Here is an 18442-nt window from a genome sequence, read left to right on the forward strand (position 1 = left end):
ATTCTCACCCGTTAATTATTATTTATCTTACAGATAAAACCATAAAAGACTCTCAGAGTCTGTCCCTAAAGATACTTATCATTTTTCTTTTGCGGGAACGTCATGTTTTCTGAAGCAAACGCCGCCTGAGACAACAATACCATTCGCACACCAGGTGTGGCCCTCTTCCATATAAATAACACCGAATACCTCATCCTTCCCTGTGTATTTTGCATACTCCGTCACTTCAGTGACCCTGCAGTCTTTGCGTGAAAGTAGCTCTAGCGTTTCAAACTTATTTTCCATTCCCAGCAAAATAAAACCTTCTTTATATGTATCCAGGGATCCCATTAATTCAGACATCGTATCAGGAAGTACATTAACCTTCTGTAACGATGCTGATGCCCTCAGACTGTATTCATCACACAGTTTCTTATAATTGATACAGGTATTGACAGGCTCTGACCGGCTGCCGGAAAAATCATGTTTATTTAAAAATCCAATATCCCTGATAAAGCGTTCAATATCACCGACATCACGTACAATGACCTCAAAACCTGTGTTAGTTGCGGTTATCTGTCCCGTTATTCCAAACAAAGAAAGCAGATAAACAATATCAGAAGCTAATTCCCGGCAGGCGACTGTGGCGGTAATGCGATTCAGATGGAAACGGGTTCCTCCGTCAAAATAACCTCTCAGGTATGCAGCAATAAATTCCGCTCGCGCACATAATAATTTTTCAGGTACGCGAAAAACAAAATTATTAAATTTATTTAGGGTATTAAATATATTAATTGAGAAATAACCACTTTTATTATAAAACTTATCAGTAGAATACTGCTCTGAAACCTGAATATTATTCCTCGACATATTACTTATATGTCTGCCTAACTCCAGAGCATCAGAAACATCAAGGTATTCATCATTATATTTCGGGACATCATGCCCAAAAAAACCTTTCTGATATACAACAAAATCTCCTTTACGTAAACTTGTCAACTCTGTCATTTCCGATGTACAGTCAGGATTAATACGTAAAACCCGTTGAGATGCTGTTCCTTTTATATAAGAACTGTCCGTCAGTAATCCAAAAATTTCCCGGACGCCCCCCCTTACCACCCCATCAGACTGTAACATCGCCCCATTCAGGGTAATAACTTCAGGTCTTTTATCTCCAAGGTACAGCTCACCTGATAAGCGGGGGCCTTCAGATGTCGATACCAGTGTATCTTTAGTGAAACCTCTAGGGATAATACCATCGCTATAAGAATACGGAATATTATCCGCCTTAAAAACAGGTATCTCCGCAGAGGTGTCATTATCCGGGTTATATGGATAAACCACGCCTTTAACGTTATTTTCTGCCATGATTTCATTTTTACAAGTTAAGAGGGAATTATAAAATTCGTCGAAAGAATTTATAAAACATTCATTATCAGAGACGGATATCCCTGTTTTTACTCAACGGTTCAATATACTGTAACAGACCATATATTGCACCTGAAGCAGTACCTGTGTTGAAAGGGGGGCCTTATATAACTTAGCAGCTACCGTGATATACGGTGGTAACAAAGTACTGTTGCCACCACACCTGCCTCCGACCACAAAGACCGGACCAGAGTATCCGAAGAAATGATGGCGCTCCGGAAATTCATGACCTTTGCACTGTTAAACACCTGTATGGAGATTCCCTCCTGCATATCCTCTTCTGAATGCCGGTAAACACATCAGGAAAGTAAACCAACAGCCAGAATTCCCGTATTCAGTATTTGATTCATTGCGTTCATTCCTCCCTGACTGTGCCTGTATCAGTGACATCCTTCTGCATTTCGGGATTGCTTAGGAAAGACAAACAGTGCCACCAGTGGGGAAATAATCATCAGGGCAAAGACGTAAGTGAAACCTGTTGAAAATCCTCCCGTCATATCAACTGACCAGCCAATCAACTGGCTGTTAATTGTCGCGATGATAAACGTACAGAACCAGAATGTGGACATCGCACTGGTTACAGTTTGTGTTGTGGCCTCTTTCAGCCCCTCCTTCGGGATTGAGAAAATAAAAGCGAACCAAGTGGCAAAGAGAGCCCCCGTCAAAAATGAACAAACTAGAATGACAATATCGCTGTCGGCAAAAAGCATCGCAAAAGTGGTGACTGCCATAAAAATACTGGTAATAAACATCCATGATTTATAGTGATAGCCACGATGTTTAAAATACGGGCCAGCCAGAGCTCCCAGCATAATACCCACCTGGTTCACCGTACCGCTCAGGTGAGCATGTGAATCTGCTGGGAGATGGGCATATTTGGCGTAATACAGTGGCAGGAATGTGAACATAAATACCATCATAATCATCGCCCCGGCATACTGCGCTATCATTCCCCAGACAATGCGGCTGAATACCACTGTTTTCAACGCCATCCACCTTTCTTTATGGTTGGTATTTCCTGTTTCACTGTCGGTAGCTTTTTCGTCCTGAAAACAGACTGCCCAGATAACTCCGAGCACCAGTGTGATTACCCCATAAGCGGCCAGCAAATTACCCCATCCATTTAATTGTATGGACAGCCAGGACGCAAGCGTTAACGCAACAATTGTCCCGACAATATTCGAGGTACAGTTAATACTGTTCAGCGTGGCTGCCATTTTTTTGTCGAAAAAACGAGCGACAGTGGGCACAAGAGAAACCAGACAGACAGCGCCACCAAGTCCGCCAAGAAAGCGGATAACCAGCAGAACAATAAAATCACGGGTAAAGGGAATAAAGACTGACAGTCCAATCATCACACATCCCAGTAAATAGGATTTACGCGTTCCCAGTTTTGCCACCAGAACCGCCGTACAAACGGAACCGACAATTTTGGCCCACAATATTACATTAGACATGAGTGCCGCCTGCGACACATCCACATGAAAATCCGTCATGATTTGCGGCATCACGGCTCCCGTTGTCGCCCAGGCTGCGCCGAATACCATATAAACCGCATACAGAACAAATTCAGTGATCCACTTTCTCATGCGGTGACCTCACGGCAGCTCAGTTCAACCATCTCCAGCAGCATTTCTCCTGCCAGCCGCAATGACTCCACGGGCAAAAACTCCCGGGTTGAATGAAAGTTATGCGCGCCCGTGAAAATATTCACGGTTGGCAGCCCCCTGGAAGTTATCACGCTGCCATCATAGCCACCACGCATGACCAAAGGCTTTGGCACAATCCCCAGGTTACGCATAGCCTGCTGAACGTTTGCCAGAATGACAGGGTTTTTCTCCAGTTCAGGCCTGACATTGTCATAAATATCTGTAAGTTCTATATCCACTTTGTCTTCACCCCACCGTTGTTTCAGTTCACGGGTGAGATTCAGCAACATCGTTTTACGAGCCTGATACCCCTCTATTTCAAAATCACGTATCGCAATTTCAAGCGTTGCCCTGCCTGTATCTCCGGTAAGCTTGTGGGGCCAGTAATAACCTTCACGTCCTTCTGTATACTCAGGACGTTCTTTTTCCGGCAGGGCCGCAACCGCTTCTGTCGCTATGCACAGCGCATTAACCAGCTTTCCTTTGGCACTCATCGGATGCGCGGTGACCCCGATGAATGTCAGCAGCGCACTCCCGGCATACCAGTTCTCTGTGACATATTCTCCCACGCCACAACAATCCAGACAGATGCCGTAATCAGCATTCAGTCCGGCCACATCCAGTGCCTTTGCCCCCCGGATCCCGATTTCCTCATCAGGTAATAAAACCAGGCTGATATCGCCATGCTTAAACTCAGGATGGTCTGCCATATAGCGGAGCGCTTCAACTCCGGCGGCAATTGCAGCTTTGTCGTCTGCTCCCAGCAGACTGGTACCATCTGTGGTAATAATATCCTGTCCGGTATACGCCAGCAGTTCCTGATGTTCATCCGGGGAAAGGATTTCCCCGCTTCCGGGCAGGACGATATCTCCGCCATCGTAATGGCTTATGCGAATGGCACGGGTATCACCGGTATGGTCAGGCGCGGTATCGAGATGAGCAAAAAAGACGATAGCGGGACAGCCGGAACGGTTGGCCGGTAATGTGATGGTGGTGATGGCATTCTCCCGGATATCCGTCCTTATGCTGCTGACTTCAGAAAACTCTCCTGCAACCAGTTGTGCCAGTCTGTACTGATTATCACAACTGGGAAGGTCCGGGCTGGAAGGGACAGATGTGGTGTTAATCAGTGTGTATCCGAGGAAAGTCTCAGTGATATGCTCTGCATTTATACGTTGTTTCATGACGCGTTACTCACATGCTGATGAATTTATAAAAACCTCTCCCCCGCAGGGAAAAATAATTTCCTTATTTCCAGGGCTGACAGGTGTCACTTTCTGTTAATGTAAAAAATATCACCGGATATGGCTCTGATAATCACGCCCACGTCATCTGTCACCATCACGTATGTGCCATCCATCCAGGTCCAGTGGCTTCCCGGTACTGGTGGGGGCAGATTCCTGAGCCACCATGCTTTAATAATATAGGGTGTCGTCAGATAAATATCTGGGACAATATCCCCCGGTTCGTAATAGTGATAATCAGCAATAAAATGGTTCAGTTCATATTGTCGGATATCTCTGTTCTGAACATCTTCCCGGGTTGCCTCACCTGAGCGTTCCGCCCCACGGGACAGAACAGGCAGCCCGCCGACACTGAGCAAAAACAGACACAACATTATTTTTTTCATTAATTCCCCTGCACCGGAGTTTATCAGCCGTTTCAGGTCTGTCGCTTTCGGTAAAATCCCTGTATGAACGTCGGGTTTATTTCTCTTACCCGGACAGCCAGCCTTTTATTGTCTGCAGCAATGCCATCACGGATGACAGTAAAAAAAGAATCATCAGAACAATACTCAGTACCGTCCACACACGCCTGTTGTAAGGAGCATTATTCTCCCTGGCGGACTTACTCTCCGTTTCCGGACAATACGCCCCCTGTCTGATATCGTTCAGAACAGACCGGGCAGCGTCCAGATCCTGCTGTTTCACCAGAAGCTTCACGCCTCCCACCGCCTGCGCCTGTAACGGGTTATTCCAGACAACATGCTCGTCCAGCAGCATGACCGCTATCCCTTCTGATTCAAGACGTCCGGCCACAATACTGGCCTCAACGGGAGAAAGATATTGCTCCAGCAGGATAAACTCCCCCCGCTCCGGATGAATATTCCACATCATGCCTCCCTGTCATATACCCTGAATGAGATGTACGGTTTCCTTATCATCCACTCTGCTCTTCCGCTACCGATAAATAATTCACGCCAGGGGCAGCATTATCTGACTTCATTCACAGCGATATACCGGTATACCACGCGTCGTTCCGGTAATATTATCCGATACTATTTTCCCCGCAGTGGCTATCCGCATCCCCGCTTTTCTCAGTCTCAGTACGTCCGCCGCAAGACGCTGGCAGCCAAACCAGAAAAGCCCGTCCAGCGCCGTCACTTCCAGACCCGATGTCAGCGCCCGTTCCAGACGTTTCAGAGGGACTTTTACCTCTCTGGCAATCTGCCGGTAAGGCGCTTCAGTACTGCCGGTCGATGTCATCCGCCGGATACGGTGTGACAGATGATAATGAAATTCATCCGGTACCCCGCTGATATCAGACTGCAGACTGTAGACACAGCCAAAACGTTTACCATTGAAGCGCACATTTTTCTGACTCAACGGCAGATTTTCCCGCAATCCGGCAATCAACTGGGGAGCGCGGGTAAGCAACAGCCGGAAGGGCAGTTCAAAACTGGTCACATAATCCACGCTAAGCAGAGCAATACGCAGACGTTCCTCCGGTACCGCCTGCTGTTCCCGACACGCCTGAAGCACCTCCGCCCACTGACGAGTGAGATGTGCTGGTTCACCGGTTTCCATAAAACAGTACTTTTCTGTCTGATAATTAATATCTGATGTCACCAGAGTATCTTCCGGTTATCTGTATCATTGCCGTTCAGGTTATCATCTGCCCGGATACTGTCCACTGTCCCCCGGCCGGGCGTTCATTTTACCGGGCGGGGCCTGCCTGCTGCATTTTAAGGCAGACCGCTATTCTGAAGTGTCTGTAAGTCCATTTCTGCAAATTCTGCCAGATGTCGGCTTATGCTGTTTTCCCGGTAACACGTCACCAGCAGTTCCCGGGTTGTTCGTGTAAAAGCCACATATAATGCAGGGATGGCTTCTCCCTCATCATCTGCTCCCTGATGCACAAAAGAGGCATTGATGACAGCCACAAAAGGAAACTCCAGTCCTTTGCTGCTCTGAAAGGTTAATAAATGCACAACATTATCCTTGTGGGAATAATGCTTTTTATCTGCTGACGTGAAACTGATAACGAAAGGGATCCCCCGCTCTTCCAGTACTTCAGTCAAACGCTGAGCCGAAAACCGTGTCGGACACAACACCGCCATATCCCCCCAGCGCCCGGTAAGGGCATATTTTTGTCCAAGCCAGTCAGCGACATAAAACGCCTCTTCTTCGGCAGAGGTACACTGCATAATGTCCGGCGCTTTTCCCTTATCGCCGCAGGCCTCTGGCAATACCAGCGGAACCTCCTGATTACGGTGTTTTTCAAAATAGTCACGTGAGAAGGCGTATGCAAAACTGAGGATACATTCAGGGTTACGATAATTAACGCGAAGAACCGAGGTTCGCCCCTGAGCCTGAATCCCCACGCTTGCCAGCGAGAAGTTCAGCGCACGCTCACGGCGGTAAAGTGACTGAGCATCATCATACATCAGCAGTAAAGAACGTTTACTGTTATCAAACAGCCGGGCAATAAGGGCCAGCCATCTGCGGTCAAAATCGTGCCCTTCATCAATCAGAACGGCATCATAGCCGGTATCCGTTACCACGCCTGTGTCAACGGCACTTTCCAGGGCTGCAAAACTGTTATCAAACCAGGGGCCTTCACGACTGACTGTAAGACTGAATTTACGTGCAGCAACGCCACACCAGTCATGAAAGTGGTATACATGCACTTTTTGCGACAACCCTTTATCAGCGATGCACTCCCGGATGTAGTTTGCCAGCGTAATATTGAAACAAAGCACCAGAACGGGACGTTCCGAGTTCTCTGCAAGGTACTGGCAACGGTACAGTAAAATCAGCGTTTTTCCCGAACCGGCAACACCATGGATGACCCTGTGGCCCTCCCCGATATTACGCGCCAGAAGTTCCTGCTGGATATCCATCACTTTCAGTAGGTTATTGTCTGATTTTTTGGCCGGTATCGCGATTTCAGGAAAAAGGTGCCTGCGAATAATATCCCGTGTTAAAGGAGAAATGGCTGGCCGAAAACGGGTGGTAAACAGACCCGCGATTTTGTTCCGGAACGCCTGCGGTGAAACCGATTCCGTCATTTCATCCTGGCAAATCGTCAGGGCCTCCGGAAACACTGCTTCAACGGCGCCGTCAGCAGAAAGCGCGTTCAGTTGCTGCCTTGTGATATTCGTAAACACCACTCCGTATGCCCATGCCAGATTAAGTTTACCCTGATATAAGCCCGTCTGTTGCAGGCGGGGATCCTGAGATAACATGTCAGCTGTTGCGCAGGCGTATTCCCTGACCTGAACCAGCGGATTCTTTTCTCGTTTTGAGCCCTGCCCAGTGTCCAGGATAACCGTCAGGGGATCAGCATGACAGAAAGTACTTCTCCGCCAGTCCTTGACCTCAAGGAATATCAGTCCTAAGGATGGATCGATGATCACAAAATCCGGATGCTGGTATTGTCTCCCCACCGGAATGTCATACCAGATCAGACAGTCATCACCGAGATGCGTTTCCAGGCGCTGGGCGACGCGTCGTTCTCCCCAGGTCATTCTTTGGGAGCTCTGCGCCAGAGAAGTCATCAGTTTTGCCATAATTATTTTCCGTTTAAATACACGTTAACAACCACACCTGGATCCGGGAATAAATTTTTCAGCCTGCCCGGATGACACTACCGCAAAACGATAATACTGTCGCTCCGGTAATATATGCGGTTATCAGGCCCGCCGGATAAATACGTCTCACAGGTTTCGCTGGCCACGAGGGTATAACCCCCGACTCACCGCCACATATGCTACCGCCCGTCGCTGTAAACCAGAGCGCATAAGGTACAGTTAACCCGGTTTTCAGAATGTTTTTCTTTCAGACATTCCCTGATTTCTATCCCGGGAATAACCGGTGCAGGGAATAAAAAATCCTTCTTATCATTCAGAACTGGCATCAGCGCCATTCGCCTGAAACAAAAAAAGTTTCTCCCCGGCAGGGGACACTTTTCAACTAAAATAAGTTAACGTAATGTAAAAAGTCCTCAGAGATAACCGGGTTCCATGGCAGTGTGTATCTCATTTTCTCAGCCTCTCTACCCACTGACATCATCAGAACACAACAGGGGGGCACTACAACCCGGCGCATGACTGTGATAAACCAGCACCAGATCCGTGTTACGCCACAGGCTGGCCGGCGTTATCGTCCGCCGGCTACATGGAATGGATCCCAGAAACCAGCATTTCCAGAATGTCAGTCGTGCTTCAGGGTTGTTCTGCAACAGTTCGCCGAAGGTCTCAATTTTCCCCACCCGGACAGACAGGGCTTCATGGCAGATATCAAACACAAACTTTGAGCAGAACTGCCGGGAAGAGTCATAGCTGAATCCGGTATGGTAAAGCTTATGCAGACGGGGGTTTACCTGAAGCAACACATCATGCTTTTGCGCCTCAGTCAGTCCCCCCTTCAGTCGTTTCACGGCATAGTGTTTTCCGGCGGAACGACGGATAAAACGTGACAAAGTGGTTACCGTGGAAAACGGCACCCGGCTTTCTGCCACCAGGTAATCCTCTCCATTATGCCCCGTGATCATACCGACATGATTACACCAGCACCGGGAGGCATCCGATACCGACCTGAATAATGAGGTCCCGATACAGGTAAAAACGATATCACCGGTCTCATACCTGACCGGATAATTTATACACATATCACTCCTCCGGTTATCTGAAAGTATCTGACACCGAACGGGACGCTAAAGCAGACCCGTTTTCTGCTCACCGGCGTGACGACGGTCTGCCCCGGAATGTCACCGCCGGGAGACGGAGACTCCTCACCACAACGGTTCCGGCCAGTTTGTCATGCCACCCCTGCTTACGGCGGTCGAAGGCGATCCAGAAAAAGCCGAGGCCCAGGGGAACTGTCGACACAAAATACCCCAGATAACGCCCGATATATTGCCCGGTACTGGCGGGACAGCCGCTTTCAGCATCAAGTACCCGTAATCTCAGCGCCATCTTTCCGGGCGTGGCCTGGAACCCCCGCCACAGAATGACCGTCAGAACAGCCGGCACAATCCAGTTTATTGCCACATCCGCAGGCCCCCGGAATAAGCGGTCACTCAGGAAATAATCCGTACCATAAAACGTTATCGTGACCGGCAACAAAATCAGTGAAAAAAACAGGCTGTCAACCAGACATGCGCCTGTTCTCAGCCAGAATCCCGCATATTCATACTCAGGTTGTTCTTCGGGTCGTGCGTTCTGGTTCTGCATACGCTGTATTTACTCCACAGAAAACGTTCACAGGTTATCTGTCCTGTATGGTCTGCAACGCTCAGGCTTATTCTGCTTTATCATTAAAAACGGCATCAGGACGGCTCCCGAAATCTGAAGAACAGGTATCCGTACCGAATGCCGGAAAACCATTACAAGGTGATATCGTCGTTATCTGTTTCTCCGGCATCCCAGGTAAATGACGCAAGCCAGAACCGGTATCTTTCAAGAAACCATTCCCGCTGTCTGTCATCCATATTTCCCGTGACGGCAGCCATGTTAACCGCCCTCCCCTGTCCTGCCATCTGCGCAAAGGTAATGGCAAGGAATTCAAAATTACTGAACGCATAAATGTCTGTATCCTTCATACCCAGCCCCCTCTGGCCGGACCGAAACTGCCTGATGACCGGACATCCGACAATAACTGCGCGATGAGCCAGCCATCAGACTTATCCGTCAGAAGTAATATTTCAGTCCTGCCGTCACGTTATATGACGAACTTTCAATGCCTGATGCATTCTGGTAATAAGCCACTTCCCCGGTATCATGTGACGTCGCCGTTTCATTTCCTTTTCCGTTGGTTACCCGCACCCACTCGCCTTCAATAAAGACCTTTGCTTGTGGCGTGATGTAATATCCGATATCCGCTGACACAGAATAAAAATCTGAATCACGATTTGTATCCCTGAAGGTGATATTACGTAAATAATGCTCGTCGGTGTCGGACGCCCTGACCCAGTGACTGTATTTAAATGCAGTGTTCATCTCAATATTATGATAACGGTATCCGCCCGTCAGTCCGATATAAGGCATTTTAAACTGCAACTTATAGCCAATTCCTTTCCCGTCAGGAAGGTCACCCTGGACAAGTCCATTCCAGTAACTGTAATATCCGCCATGCGCATCCCATTTATAATCTGTTTGCTGCCAGCCAGCCATCAGACCCAGACGCCATATATTATTATTCACGCCCCAGACCGTGGCATTCACATCCCAGAAACTGGCTGAACGTAACTTCGTCGGTGATTCAGAAATATGGGAATAGCCGTCCTGATGCGGGAGCATCCAGTCCCGGTCAACCATGTCACTTGCTCCGTGACTGCCCGCGGTCACCCATCCCGATGCGCCAAGCCTCACCCACGGGGATAAATCCCAGTCAATATTCCCTTTCAGGATGGGCGCATTTTTAAATTTCCAGTCCAGCTGGCTGAGTCTGCGTCCATTGTCATACACCCTTTCCTTCGCACTGCCGCTCAGCATTCCGACAGATAAACCGGCAGAGACTTTTTCCGGCGTGAACCACTCCGCGAGCGCGGCCTTCTCTGACGCATCCAGAAATCCGTCATTATTCTCCGCCAGGGAACCTGCCTGCACAGCCCCGGTCATCAGAACACCACTACTGAACAAAATAATTGCTGATAGATATTTTCTCATTTTCATTTTCCTGTTAAGACTGCCATACCTATTTTTATTGTCGTCACCCTGCCCACTGATGCTTATTTTCCCCGTGTTTGAGTTTCCGGTACACGGTGTATATTTTTCTGGCATAGGCCATTCGCCTGAAATGCTGTTTCGGTGTCCCTGCAAAGCCGGCATTATAAGCGCCGACCGCCTCCCAGGTGGGTCCCCACTTATTAAAAGCCTGAGCCAGAATCAGCGCGCCACTGTATATATTGATACAGATATCCGAGACCAGTAACTCCCGGTCAATACCCCGTTTCTTCATATTTCCCAGATGCTGGGAATCAATCTGCATCAGCCCCATGCCATAGCCAGTACCGGGGTTTTTACCTATGGCGTCATAATTGAGTCGGGATTCCTGCCAGGCGATGGCCCGTAATAAATCTGGGTCAATACCCGCATCCTTTCCGGCCATATCAAAACAATCTGCTGCCATGGCATAATGGCTGATAACAAGCAGACATAATCCGACCGGCACGGAACGGAAATATTTATATGGTGTCAGTATATTCATATACAGTGACCCTTTGTTTTATACATGCGTCAGATTTAAAAAATCAATAATGAATAAAATGCATTCGTCAAATACTGGTTTTCTTTCGATAGCCAGCCACAGCATAAAACCGACGCCGAGTAAAAAACCGGCGCCCAGACGCCCCGGAACAAGAAAACGCATCAGTTTTTGCCTGGTAAAGTTATTCATCATACTCTGGTAAAAAAAAGAACAAGGGTTGCCAGCGCAATGGCAGGGCCAAATGGAATATAAGCTCCCGTACAGGCAATATCATTATCACCATTGTCAGCATCCTGCCCCGGCAATAATTCAGGTGTCTGTACAAGAATTTTACGCTGATAAAACTTCTTTATTCCGTACAGTACGCCACCGCAGACGGCAGAAAACAGAATCAGCCACGACACCTGCCCCAGTCCCACCCAGACGGATGCGGCTGCAAAAAGTTTGGCATCCCCCCCACCGAGTCCTTCGTGCCCGCGGATAACGCGGTATCCGTACTGGACAGCGCTGATAATGCCATATGCCAGCACACATCCCGTCACAGCCTGAAAGGGAGACACACGGATAAGGCCGCAGACAGAAAACACCAGTCCGGACCACAACAGGCCGAGAGACAAAACATCCGGGATAAGGTAGTGGCGGAAGTCCGTCACGGTAATACAGTACAACAGGCAAAACAGTGTCAGGGGAGGCAACAGGTCTGCTACCCCTGAAAATGTCAGCAGCATGCTCACTGGGCCGACAAAATAAAGATACACCATGGCAAACCACAGGCCAGTAACGGCTTCTGTCAGCGGATAGATGACCGGAATACGCGTCCGGCATTGCCGGCATCTTCCCCGCAGTATAAGCCAGCTCAGTACCGGAATATTGTCATAAAACCGTATCCGGTGATGGCAGACCGGACAGTGTGAAGGCGGCCAGGCAAGGGAGAACCGCTCATCCTCCGCCGCCCCGAAAATCATCAGTGGCAGACGGTAAATGACCACGTTCATAAAGCTGCCGGCACACATTCCTGTCATCAGGCATAGAGTGAAAAAAATAAAATAATAACCCTGTCCGGTCACCATGACTTATTTACTCCCGGCTGTCAGTAACAGGCATTTCTCAGCTGCATAGCGCTGGCTGCCTCTTTACCATTGATATAAATAGGGGCGAATTTCAGTGGCTGACCGTATGCGCTGAATGTCAGACTGCCGAACCCTTGTGTACCAGACTTCTGCCCTATTGTGAATGTCAGTCCGTCAGTATTAACCAGGTTAATCTCCCCATCTGACGTCGGAGGCAGAGTCAGCGGTATAATATTATTAATGTAATCGGTATACGCTTTAGTCAGGAATGTACCTGCCGCCAGAGAACCCTTAAAATAACGGTTCTCTTTATAAAAATTATTAACAAAGTACGGGTCACTGTTATCACTGGCTAAAGGTTTCATGCCCAGACTTGACCCGTGATTCAGATACAGTCTGTTTTTGTAAGCATCGTCATTAGCGGCTTTCCAGACCCAAGTCTCTGAAGCGCCCTTGTTTGTTATTTTCAGGGACAGTGAGGTAATATTCCGGTTACTGAGTGTCAGTACAAAGTCACCACCGTGAATGCTGCTTGCAACACTACTCTCTGACCCTGTCAGGAGCGGGTAAACAAAATGTTTATCCTGATAAGTATGGTCGACGGACTCATTGAAAGGTTGTGTGCCAAACTCATAGTGACCAGGTGTAGCAGGCGTATGTGACACAAAAAATACCTGGTCTGTCAGAGCACTGCTTCCTCTTTCCTCATATTCTTTCCTAACATTAGGGGGCATAGGTACAGCACCTGGAAAACCTCCCCATACGTACCTGTCATTAGGTATCATAGGAGTATTAAAACAACCCTCATGCCACCAATAGGCATCATAATTGGTACCAAATGGGTAATTCGGAACCGGAGGCTGATAAATAGGAAAATAAGTTCCGGTCTGGTTATCAGGTGTATTGTCATGATAAAGGTATTTGTCACTGAAACAGAACGGGTAGTTCCATGACTCCGGAGTTCCTGCAACATATCTTTTACCGTTATGTTCTCCACTAATATTGCCTTTGGCATGTACACTCCACGGCACCCGGAAATCAGCATCTGTAGCGCGGGATTTGCCGGACGCTGACTTAAATGGAGCATAGTTTTTAATATAGTCATCCCCATCGATGGTCAGCGTGACATTTAGACTACCAGTACCCTCAGTAGTCGCTGTTATCTTATTAAAATGCACCCGGATTTCTATCGGATCGGCTTTTGAATGACACCCCCTTGCCTGCAAGCCCAGTTTCGGCTCGAGGCTGAGTGTCCCCGCACGTTTGTAATTAAAATTCAGGTTATCCGCCGCCAGAATCTCTGGCGACAGCAGTACCAGAAAAAATAACATCCATTTTCTGCTCAGTGACACTTGGTTCATTGTCTTCATTTTTCGTCTCCTTAAGCCCCTTAATAAAAGGAGCTCATTTTGGAAATTGCATCGGACAGGGCATACAGGGCCCCAAACACCCAGACCACGCACCCGCCCAACACCAGAGTTGCCAGCGACCGCAGGAGGCCAGCCAGCCGCTCAATACTTTCCGCGATATCCTTTTTTGCCCTGTCCGAAACGGCCTGCAGCACATCAAAAAATGACGGCAGACTGGAATACAGACTGATATTCAGCAGTTCACTGGCCCCCAAAAGCCCGGTGTTCATCGCCTTTCCGTAGGGCTGCCCCAGCGCCATGTTGTTCTGCATGAGAGCCAGATGGTGCCGCATCCAGCGGTTGGCATTAAGCCGGATGACATCCAGAGATTCATTCAGCGGAATGTTGTTACGCAGCATGGCGGACAGACTGCTCAGAAACAGTGAAGCAGACATTCGCCTGTAGGCAGAGAAGGGCAATATCCGATCCAGAATGTTGTTCCGCAGGCTTCCCGTCATGTTGTACATCACCAGCCGAATCAGGATGACTACCACCACGAATGCCACAATAATGTATATCCACAGCCCGTAGTACAGTTCGGTGCCGAAGCTGTACAGTACCTGCGTTATCCCCGGCCAGCGGTTCGTCGGGATAACTCTTTCAAACGCCGGAAAGACCTTGACCGCATACCCGCCAATCACCACCAGGGCGAGGCACAGCATAATCAGTGGATACGACACCGCCTTAATCAGCTGTGAGCGCAACTGCTGTTCAAACTTCATGGTGGTTACGATGCTGAGGAAGCCCTCAGCCAGAGAGCCGCTTTTTTCCGAGGAATAAATCACCCCCAGCTCTTCACGGGGAACAAATCCCTCAAACACCCCGGACACCGATTCCGTTGTGGCCATCTTGTCCAGAAACGCCTGCAGTTTTTTCACAAATCCCGCGCCCAGCAGGGTTCGTCCTTCTGTCTGTAGCTTGACGACTGAGTCATACAGCGGCAGGTCGGCTTTAATCATGTCTGCGCAGAACTGATACAGATAAAACCGCTGCTTCTTAGTAAATTTTGCCAAGTAACACCTCCAGATTGTCCGGCTCCACGTCTCCAAATTCCAGGCCGAACCAGAGCACGCATACCCGCCCGGTCAGTACACAGGCCACCGCTTTCTCGCGAAGGTCGAATCCCTCCGCCAGCGTGTCAACCGTGTGTCGTTTCTTCCGCCACTGACTGTAAACCCCGTACCAGTCCTGGCGGGAAATGGCTTCAAGCTCCGGGTCAGTCGGACGCATATATTCAATTACCAGCTGGCGTGAAGATATTCCGCTGTAGTTGCACTTCTCACACCCGTCACGGTTACGTTCATACACATCAAATGTCCGGCTTCCGAGTACCGCGCCGGGGTGCGGTTTTTTGCAGTGGTCACACAGTACCGGCAACAGTTTCTGGCACTGAAGGCCGGCAATAAAGCCCGGCGTGGACAGCTTGTCGCTGGTCATCCCGAGCGCTGACAGACGCTGCAGCAGCGTCACAATGTTGCCGGCATGTACGGTGGTGAAGCAGTAGTGACCGCTCTCCACCGCGCCTGAGAGCGCATTCGCAGAGATGGGGTCACGAATTTCCCCCACCATCAGCACATCCGGGTCACGCCGCAGGGCGGATTTGATGGCGATGTGAAAACCGCCGTCATCTGCATCCAGTACCGAACTCTGTCTGGCGCCGGCAATCTGATACTCCACCGGGTCCTCAATAGTCAGGAAACTGCCCTTGTCGTCATAACGGTAATGCTGCATCCACTCCATCAGCACCTTCAGTGTCGTGGACTTGCCCGACCCGGTGGTTCCGGAAACCAGATAGGCTCCGTACGGGTTGCTCAGCATCCGTCGCATGTCCAGAGCCTCCGCATCCGATATTCCCATTTCCCGCAGGTCAACCAGACTGCTTTTGCGTACACCCGACGGGATAATGCGCAGTACCGCGTGATAACAGCCGTCCGTCTCGCCAAAAATGGGAAAGTGGGCGTAACGGAAGCGGTATTTCCTCCCGGCAAGGGTGTACAGAATGTTGGCGCTCTGCGGCACGCTGCGGTTCCACGTGGTCTCCTTGGTGCTGGCCTGCACGTTATAGAGCACAAACACCATTTCATCGCACCGGGTGGAGAGCATTTGCTCATCCGGGATAAGCACTCCGTTAATACGCAACTCCACCGTGGCAATAGCTTCCCGCCGGGTGATATGCACATCGCTGGCTCCCAGCGATGTGGCATGCGTCAACAAATCCTCCAGTTGCCGCTGTATCTCCGTGGACTTACTCTGGTTGTCCGTCAGGGAGGACAACGTGAGATTCTCCAGTATCTGGTAATACAGCTCCCCGGACACCAGCGCAGCCCCCTGACAGGGCATTTTCTTCACCCGGGTCAGGTACTCATAATCCACCTGTACGGCCGTCAGGGTGTCGATACGCAGGTCACTGACCAGCAGGTAATTCCCCCCATCCTTCTCACCGCACAACATCCCTTCCTCCGGCTGCCGGAAGGTCCAGTCGGGTGAAGCCAGTACGGATTCATCCAGCATCAAAACAGTGGTCAGTACACTCACTTCACTTCCCTGGCGACCAGAAGTTTATTTTTCGCCGGCTCCAGCCGGTACTTTTTCCCGTTGGCGGGGAATGTTTCATGGCGCCCGACAAACCGGATTTGTCCGTTAACAGATACCCCCACCCGGGACACCCCGGCCACCTGTGACACCAGCACCACCATCGGCGCTGCCGCGTGCATCACCGGAACAGGCGGCTCGTCACGTACCGGCATAGCGACAGGAGGCGGTGTCACCGGCATCGTTGTCACCGCCGGCGACCCTTCCCCCCTGACTTTCTGCAGTTCTGCCCGCAGTTTCTCCAGAGCCAGCTCATTACTGAGCTGACGTTTCTGGCGTTCAAACGTAATGTCATCCTGCAGGGCCCGGACTATCTGCTCCTGTCCGGCTGTGGCCGTATCAGGCTGCGTCACAGCCCCTGCCGGCTGAGGTGCGGCGGGAGTGGTGTTTACCGACGTCTGCGGTGCGGCCTGCAGATAAAAAGAGGTCAGAATCAATAAAGGAAGAAAAACGTTTATTTTTTGCATAAGAATGTCCCGCTGATATCCAGAATGCCCTGTTTCCCGGCCACTGACTGAAAAATAAAGGAAGAGGAATACGGCCTGTCCTGCCAGAATGAGAAGACGCTGACATAGTTATCCGGCAGTGACACCTGCCACTTTCCGACCAGCAGCCCGTGGTTATCCGGATTTCCCGGCAGTGACGCCTCATCCGCACTGACGGAGGACGCCGGTAGCTCCTTCAGGGTGAAGCGCCGGCCGGCCTCCACCAGAGAGTTATAGCTGTAGACATAGTTCAGTATGTCATTACAGGAAGGCTCACTGATTTTCTGCTGCCGGTTAAAGGCCTCCAGCACCGGATTACTGTTCATGCCCGACGGTATACCGGCATAGTCCACCGAATCCTGAGAAAAAGACGGTGCATAAGACTCGTCCCTGAACACCTTGTCCTGTACGCTGAACACCGTGCTCTCCCCGGTCTGGTAGGAGAAACTGCAGTTTTCCGTGGAACAACTGAAGTTGTCCTCCCTGAACCCGGCCAGCCCGATGGGCTGACGGCTGTTCAGAATTTCCGTGTACAGCGCGAGAAAACCACGGGCGTCCGCTCCTTTCAGCGCGGAGGTGTAAAAATTGTGAATATTCGTCCGCTTCTGCTGAAGAGCCGCCGCCGCCTGACGCTCCTGCTCCTCTTTCTCCACCGTTTTCGCGTGAAAGTAATACCAGGTGCCGCCCCCAACGGCGGCAACAAGAACCACTACGCCACCAAACAGCAGGGCAGTCCTGCCGTGTGACGACAAGGTGTCCCGGTACAACCAGTTATATAATGAACGGCTCATAATCTACCCCATCAGGATGAATGCCGCAGGAATGGCAAGCAAAACCAGCCCCACACAGACCAGTGCGCCATAAAACAGGTAACGCCGTTTTTTCAGTCGCAGCTGGTTGGCCTGATAGTGTGTCAGGATGTCTTCTGCACAGTCTTCCCGAAGCTCCCTGACCGGCAGGGACTTGTACTGGCTGAACTTCCGGTCCTCCATCAGGGAGTCAAACACCACAGGACTGAGCAGGCAGTCTGTACCCGGCACTATCACGCCGTCACTGACTATCAGCAACCAGACCATCCCGTCATCGGTACGGGCATAAAATATCCCGTCCCCGTATAACAGCCGGATATAAAGTGCCAGCGGCTCCCGGGCCGATGAGTGGTGTTCTGTCAGCCCCCGGAACTCACGCCCTCCGGCGTCCCGGGTTTCACGCGAGGCCCGGATACTCAGTGTTTTCCCCGGTTCACTGGCAGACGCCACCTCATAGGTCACAGCGCGCCACTGACGTTCCAGCAGGTTTCTCACCGCCCGGGTTCGTTGAGCATGGGTGGTGGAAGGTAAAGGTACCCATAAGGTGCCGGTGTACAGACTGTGCTCCTTCATCATCTCTGTCAGCATT

The 18442-nt window shown here is 50.1% G+C and carries 20 protein-coding genes; all 20 read right to left on the reverse strand.

Translation table 11 applies throughout. From position 1 onward, the window contains the following. Positions 1-78 precede the first annotated feature (78 nt). Positions 79-1347: an LAGLIDADG family homing endonuclease gene (locus BZK42_RS21920; RefSeq protein ID WP_080860160.1), complete on the reverse strand. Its 1269-nt coding sequence runs from the start codon at positions 1345-1347 to the stop codon at positions 79-81. A gap of 440 nt (positions 1348-1787) precedes the next feature. Next, positions 1788-2996, reverse strand: coding sequence for an MFS transporter (locus tag BZK42_RS21925; protein ID WP_080860162.1), 1209 nt, complete (start codon positions 2994-2996; stop codon positions 1788-1790). Then, positions 2993-4240, reverse strand: a complete 1248-nt coding sequence (gene pepT, locus BZK42_RS21930; RefSeq protein ID WP_080860164.1) for a peptidase T — start codon at positions 4238-4240, stop codon at positions 2993-2995. The genes BZK42_RS21925 and pepT overlap by 4 nt, the downstream gene beginning before the upstream one ends. An 86-nt stretch (positions 4241-4326) precedes the next feature. Beyond that, positions 4327-4686 (reverse strand): RcnB family protein, encoded by a 360-nt coding sequence (locus BZK42_RS21935; protein ID WP_080860166.1) that lies wholly within the window; start codon positions 4684-4686, stop codon positions 4327-4329. An 85-nt stretch (positions 4687-4771) separates the two neighbouring features. Beyond that, on the reverse strand, positions 4772-5173 hold the full coding sequence (locus BZK42_RS21940) for a putative signal transducing protein (RefSeq protein WP_249025150.1): 402 nt from the start codon (positions 5171-5173) through the stop codon (positions 4772-4774). A gap of 105 nt (positions 5174-5278) precedes the next feature. Next, the gene (locus BZK42_RS21945; protein WP_080860170.1) at positions 5279-5905 is read right to left on the reverse strand and encodes an ECs1377 family protein; all 627 of its coding nucleotides are present in this window, start codon (positions 5903-5905) and stop codon (positions 5279-5281) included. Positions 5906-6021: 116 nt separating this feature from the next. Next, a complete protein-coding gene (locus tag BZK42_RS21950; RefSeq protein ID WP_080860172.1) occupies positions 6022-7848 on the reverse strand; it encodes a DEAD/DEAH box helicase in 1827 nt (608 codons plus the stop codon). Between the two features lie 485 nt (positions 7849-8333). Continuing rightward, on the reverse strand, positions 8334-8948 hold the full coding sequence (locus BZK42_RS21955) for a YebB family permuted papain-like enzyme (protein WP_080860174.1): 615 nt from the start codon (positions 8946-8948) through the stop codon (positions 8334-8336). A gap of 67 nt (positions 8949-9015) precedes the next feature. Continuing rightward, positions 9016-9513 (reverse strand): RDD family protein, encoded by a 498-nt coding sequence (locus BZK42_RS21960; protein WP_080860176.1) that lies wholly within the window; start codon positions 9511-9513, stop codon positions 9016-9018. A gap of 152 nt (positions 9514-9665) precedes the next feature. Then, complete coding sequence (locus BZK42_RS21965; RefSeq protein WP_080860178.1) at positions 9666-9881, reverse strand: hypothetical protein; 216 nt, start codon at positions 9879-9881, stop codon at positions 9666-9668. A gap of 88 nt (positions 9882-9969) precedes the next feature. Beyond that, on the reverse strand, positions 9970-10947 hold the full coding sequence (locus tag BZK42_RS21970) for an omptin family outer membrane protease (RefSeq protein ID WP_080860180.1): 978 nt from the start codon (positions 10945-10947) through the stop codon (positions 9970-9972). A gap of 43 nt (positions 10948-10990) precedes the next feature. Then, on the reverse strand, positions 10991-11488 hold the full coding sequence (locus BZK42_RS21975) for a transglycosylase SLT domain-containing protein (protein ID WP_080860181.1): 498 nt from the start codon (positions 11486-11488) through the stop codon (positions 10991-10993). An 18-nt stretch (positions 11489-11506) separates the two neighbouring features. After that, entirely contained in the window at positions 11507-11650 is a 144-nt protein-coding gene (locus BZK42_RS28760) for a hypothetical protein (protein ID WP_158083373.1), read from the reverse strand. Between the two features lie 26 nt (positions 11651-11676). Beyond that, on the reverse strand, positions 11677-12558 hold the full coding sequence (locus BZK42_RS21980) for a prepilin peptidase (protein WP_080860183.1): 882 nt from the start codon (positions 12556-12558) through the stop codon (positions 11677-11679). A gap of 20 nt (positions 12559-12578) precedes the next feature. Then, a complete protein-coding gene (locus BZK42_RS21985; RefSeq protein ID WP_080860184.1) occupies positions 12579-13928 on the reverse strand; it encodes a hypothetical protein in 1350 nt (449 codons plus the stop codon). A gap of 20 nt (positions 13929-13948) precedes the next feature. Then, complete coding sequence (locus tag BZK42_RS21990) at positions 13949-14980, reverse strand: type II secretion system F family protein (protein ID WP_080860186.1); 1032 nt, start codon at positions 14978-14980, stop codon at positions 13949-13951. Continuing rightward, positions 14964-16478, reverse strand: coding sequence for an ATPase, T2SS/T4P/T4SS family (locus BZK42_RS21995; RefSeq protein ID WP_080860260.1), 1515 nt, complete (start codon positions 16476-16478; stop codon positions 14964-14966). Before BZK42_RS21995 ends, BZK42_RS21990 begins: the two co-directional genes overlap by 17 nt. 20 nt (positions 16479-16498) lie before the next feature. Continuing rightward, complete coding sequence (locus tag BZK42_RS22000; RefSeq protein ID WP_080860188.1) at positions 16499-17026, reverse strand: hypothetical protein; 528 nt, start codon at positions 17024-17026, stop codon at positions 16499-16501. Next, complete coding sequence (locus tag BZK42_RS22005) at positions 17014-17835, reverse strand: hypothetical protein (protein WP_080860190.1); 822 nt, start codon at positions 17833-17835, stop codon at positions 17014-17016. The genes BZK42_RS22000 and BZK42_RS22005 overlap by 13 nt, the downstream gene beginning before the upstream one ends. A gap of 3 nt (positions 17836-17838) precedes the next feature. After that, positions 17839-18441 (reverse strand): hypothetical protein, encoded by a 603-nt coding sequence (locus BZK42_RS22010; protein ID WP_080860194.1) that lies wholly within the window; start codon positions 18439-18441, stop codon positions 17839-17841. Position 18442 lies beyond the last annotated feature (1 nt).

Source organism: Citrobacter braakii, from assembly GCF_002075345.1.
GTDB classification, from domain to species: Bacteria; Pseudomonadota; Gammaproteobacteria; order Enterobacterales; family Enterobacteriaceae; genus Citrobacter; species Citrobacter braakii.

Coding starts and splice junctions, on each gene's coding strand:
- BZK42_RS21920 (WP_080860160.1), bottom strand. CDS start 1,347: ATGGCAGAAAATAACGTTAAAGGCGTGGTTTATCCATATAACCCGGAT.
- BZK42_RS21925 (WP_080860162.1), bottom strand. CDS start 2,996: ATGAGAAAGTGGATCACTGAATTTGTTCTGTATGCGGTTTATATGGTA.
- pepT (WP_080860164.1), bottom strand. CDS start 4,240: ATGAAACAACGTATAAATGCAGAGCATATCACTGAGACTTTCCTCGGA.
- BZK42_RS21935 (WP_080860166.1), bottom strand. CDS start 4,686: ATGAAAAAAATAATGTTGTGTCTGTTTTTGCTCAGTGTCGGCGGGCTG.
- BZK42_RS21940 (WP_249025150.1), bottom strand. CDS start 5,173: ATGATGTGGAATATTCATCCGGAGCGGGGGGAGTTTATCCTGCTGGAG.
- BZK42_RS21950 (WP_080860172.1), bottom strand. CDS start 7,848: ATGGCAAAACTGATGACTTCTCTGGCGCAGAGCTCCCAAAGAATGACC.
- BZK42_RS21955 (WP_080860174.1), bottom strand. CDS start 8,948: ATGTGTATAAATTATCCGGTCAGGTATGAGACCGGTGATATCGTTTTT.
- BZK42_RS21960 (WP_080860176.1), bottom strand. CDS start 9,513: ATGCAGAACCAGAACGCACGACCCGAAGAACAACCTGAGTATGAATAT.
- BZK42_RS21965 (WP_080860178.1), bottom strand. CDS start 9,881: ATGAAGGATACAGACATTTATGCGTTCAGTAATTTTGAATTCCTTGCC.
- BZK42_RS21970 (WP_080860180.1), bottom strand. CDS start 10,947: ATGAGAAAATATCTATCAGCAATTATTTTGTTCAGTAGTGGTGTTCTG.
- BZK42_RS21975 (WP_080860181.1), bottom strand. CDS start 11,488: ATGAATATACTGACACCATATAAATATTTCCGTTCCGTGCCGGTCGGA.
- BZK42_RS28760 (WP_158083373.1), bottom strand. CDS start 11,650: ATGCGTTTTCTTGTTCCGGGGCGTCTGGGCGCCGGTTTTTTACTCGGC.
- BZK42_RS21980 (WP_080860183.1), bottom strand. CDS start 12,558: ATGGTGACCGGACAGGGTTATTATTTTATTTTTTTCACTCTATGCCTG.
- BZK42_RS21985 (WP_080860184.1), bottom strand. CDS start 13,928: ATGAAGACAATGAACCAAGTGTCACTGAGCAGAAAATGGATGTTATTT.
- BZK42_RS21995 (WP_080860260.1), bottom strand. CDS start 16,478: ATGCTGGATGAATCCGTACTGGCTTCACCCGACTGGACCTTCCGGCAG.
- BZK42_RS22000 (WP_080860188.1), bottom strand. CDS start 17,026: ATGCAAAAAATAAACGTTTTTCTTCCTTTATTGATTCTGACCTCTTTT.
- BZK42_RS22005 (WP_080860190.1), bottom strand. CDS start 17,835: ATGAGCCGTTCATTATATAACTGGTTGTACCGGGACACCTTGTCGTCA.
- BZK42_RS22010 (WP_080860194.1), bottom strand. CDS start 18,441: ATGCTGACAGAGATGATGAAGGAGCACAGTCTGTACACCGGCACCTTA.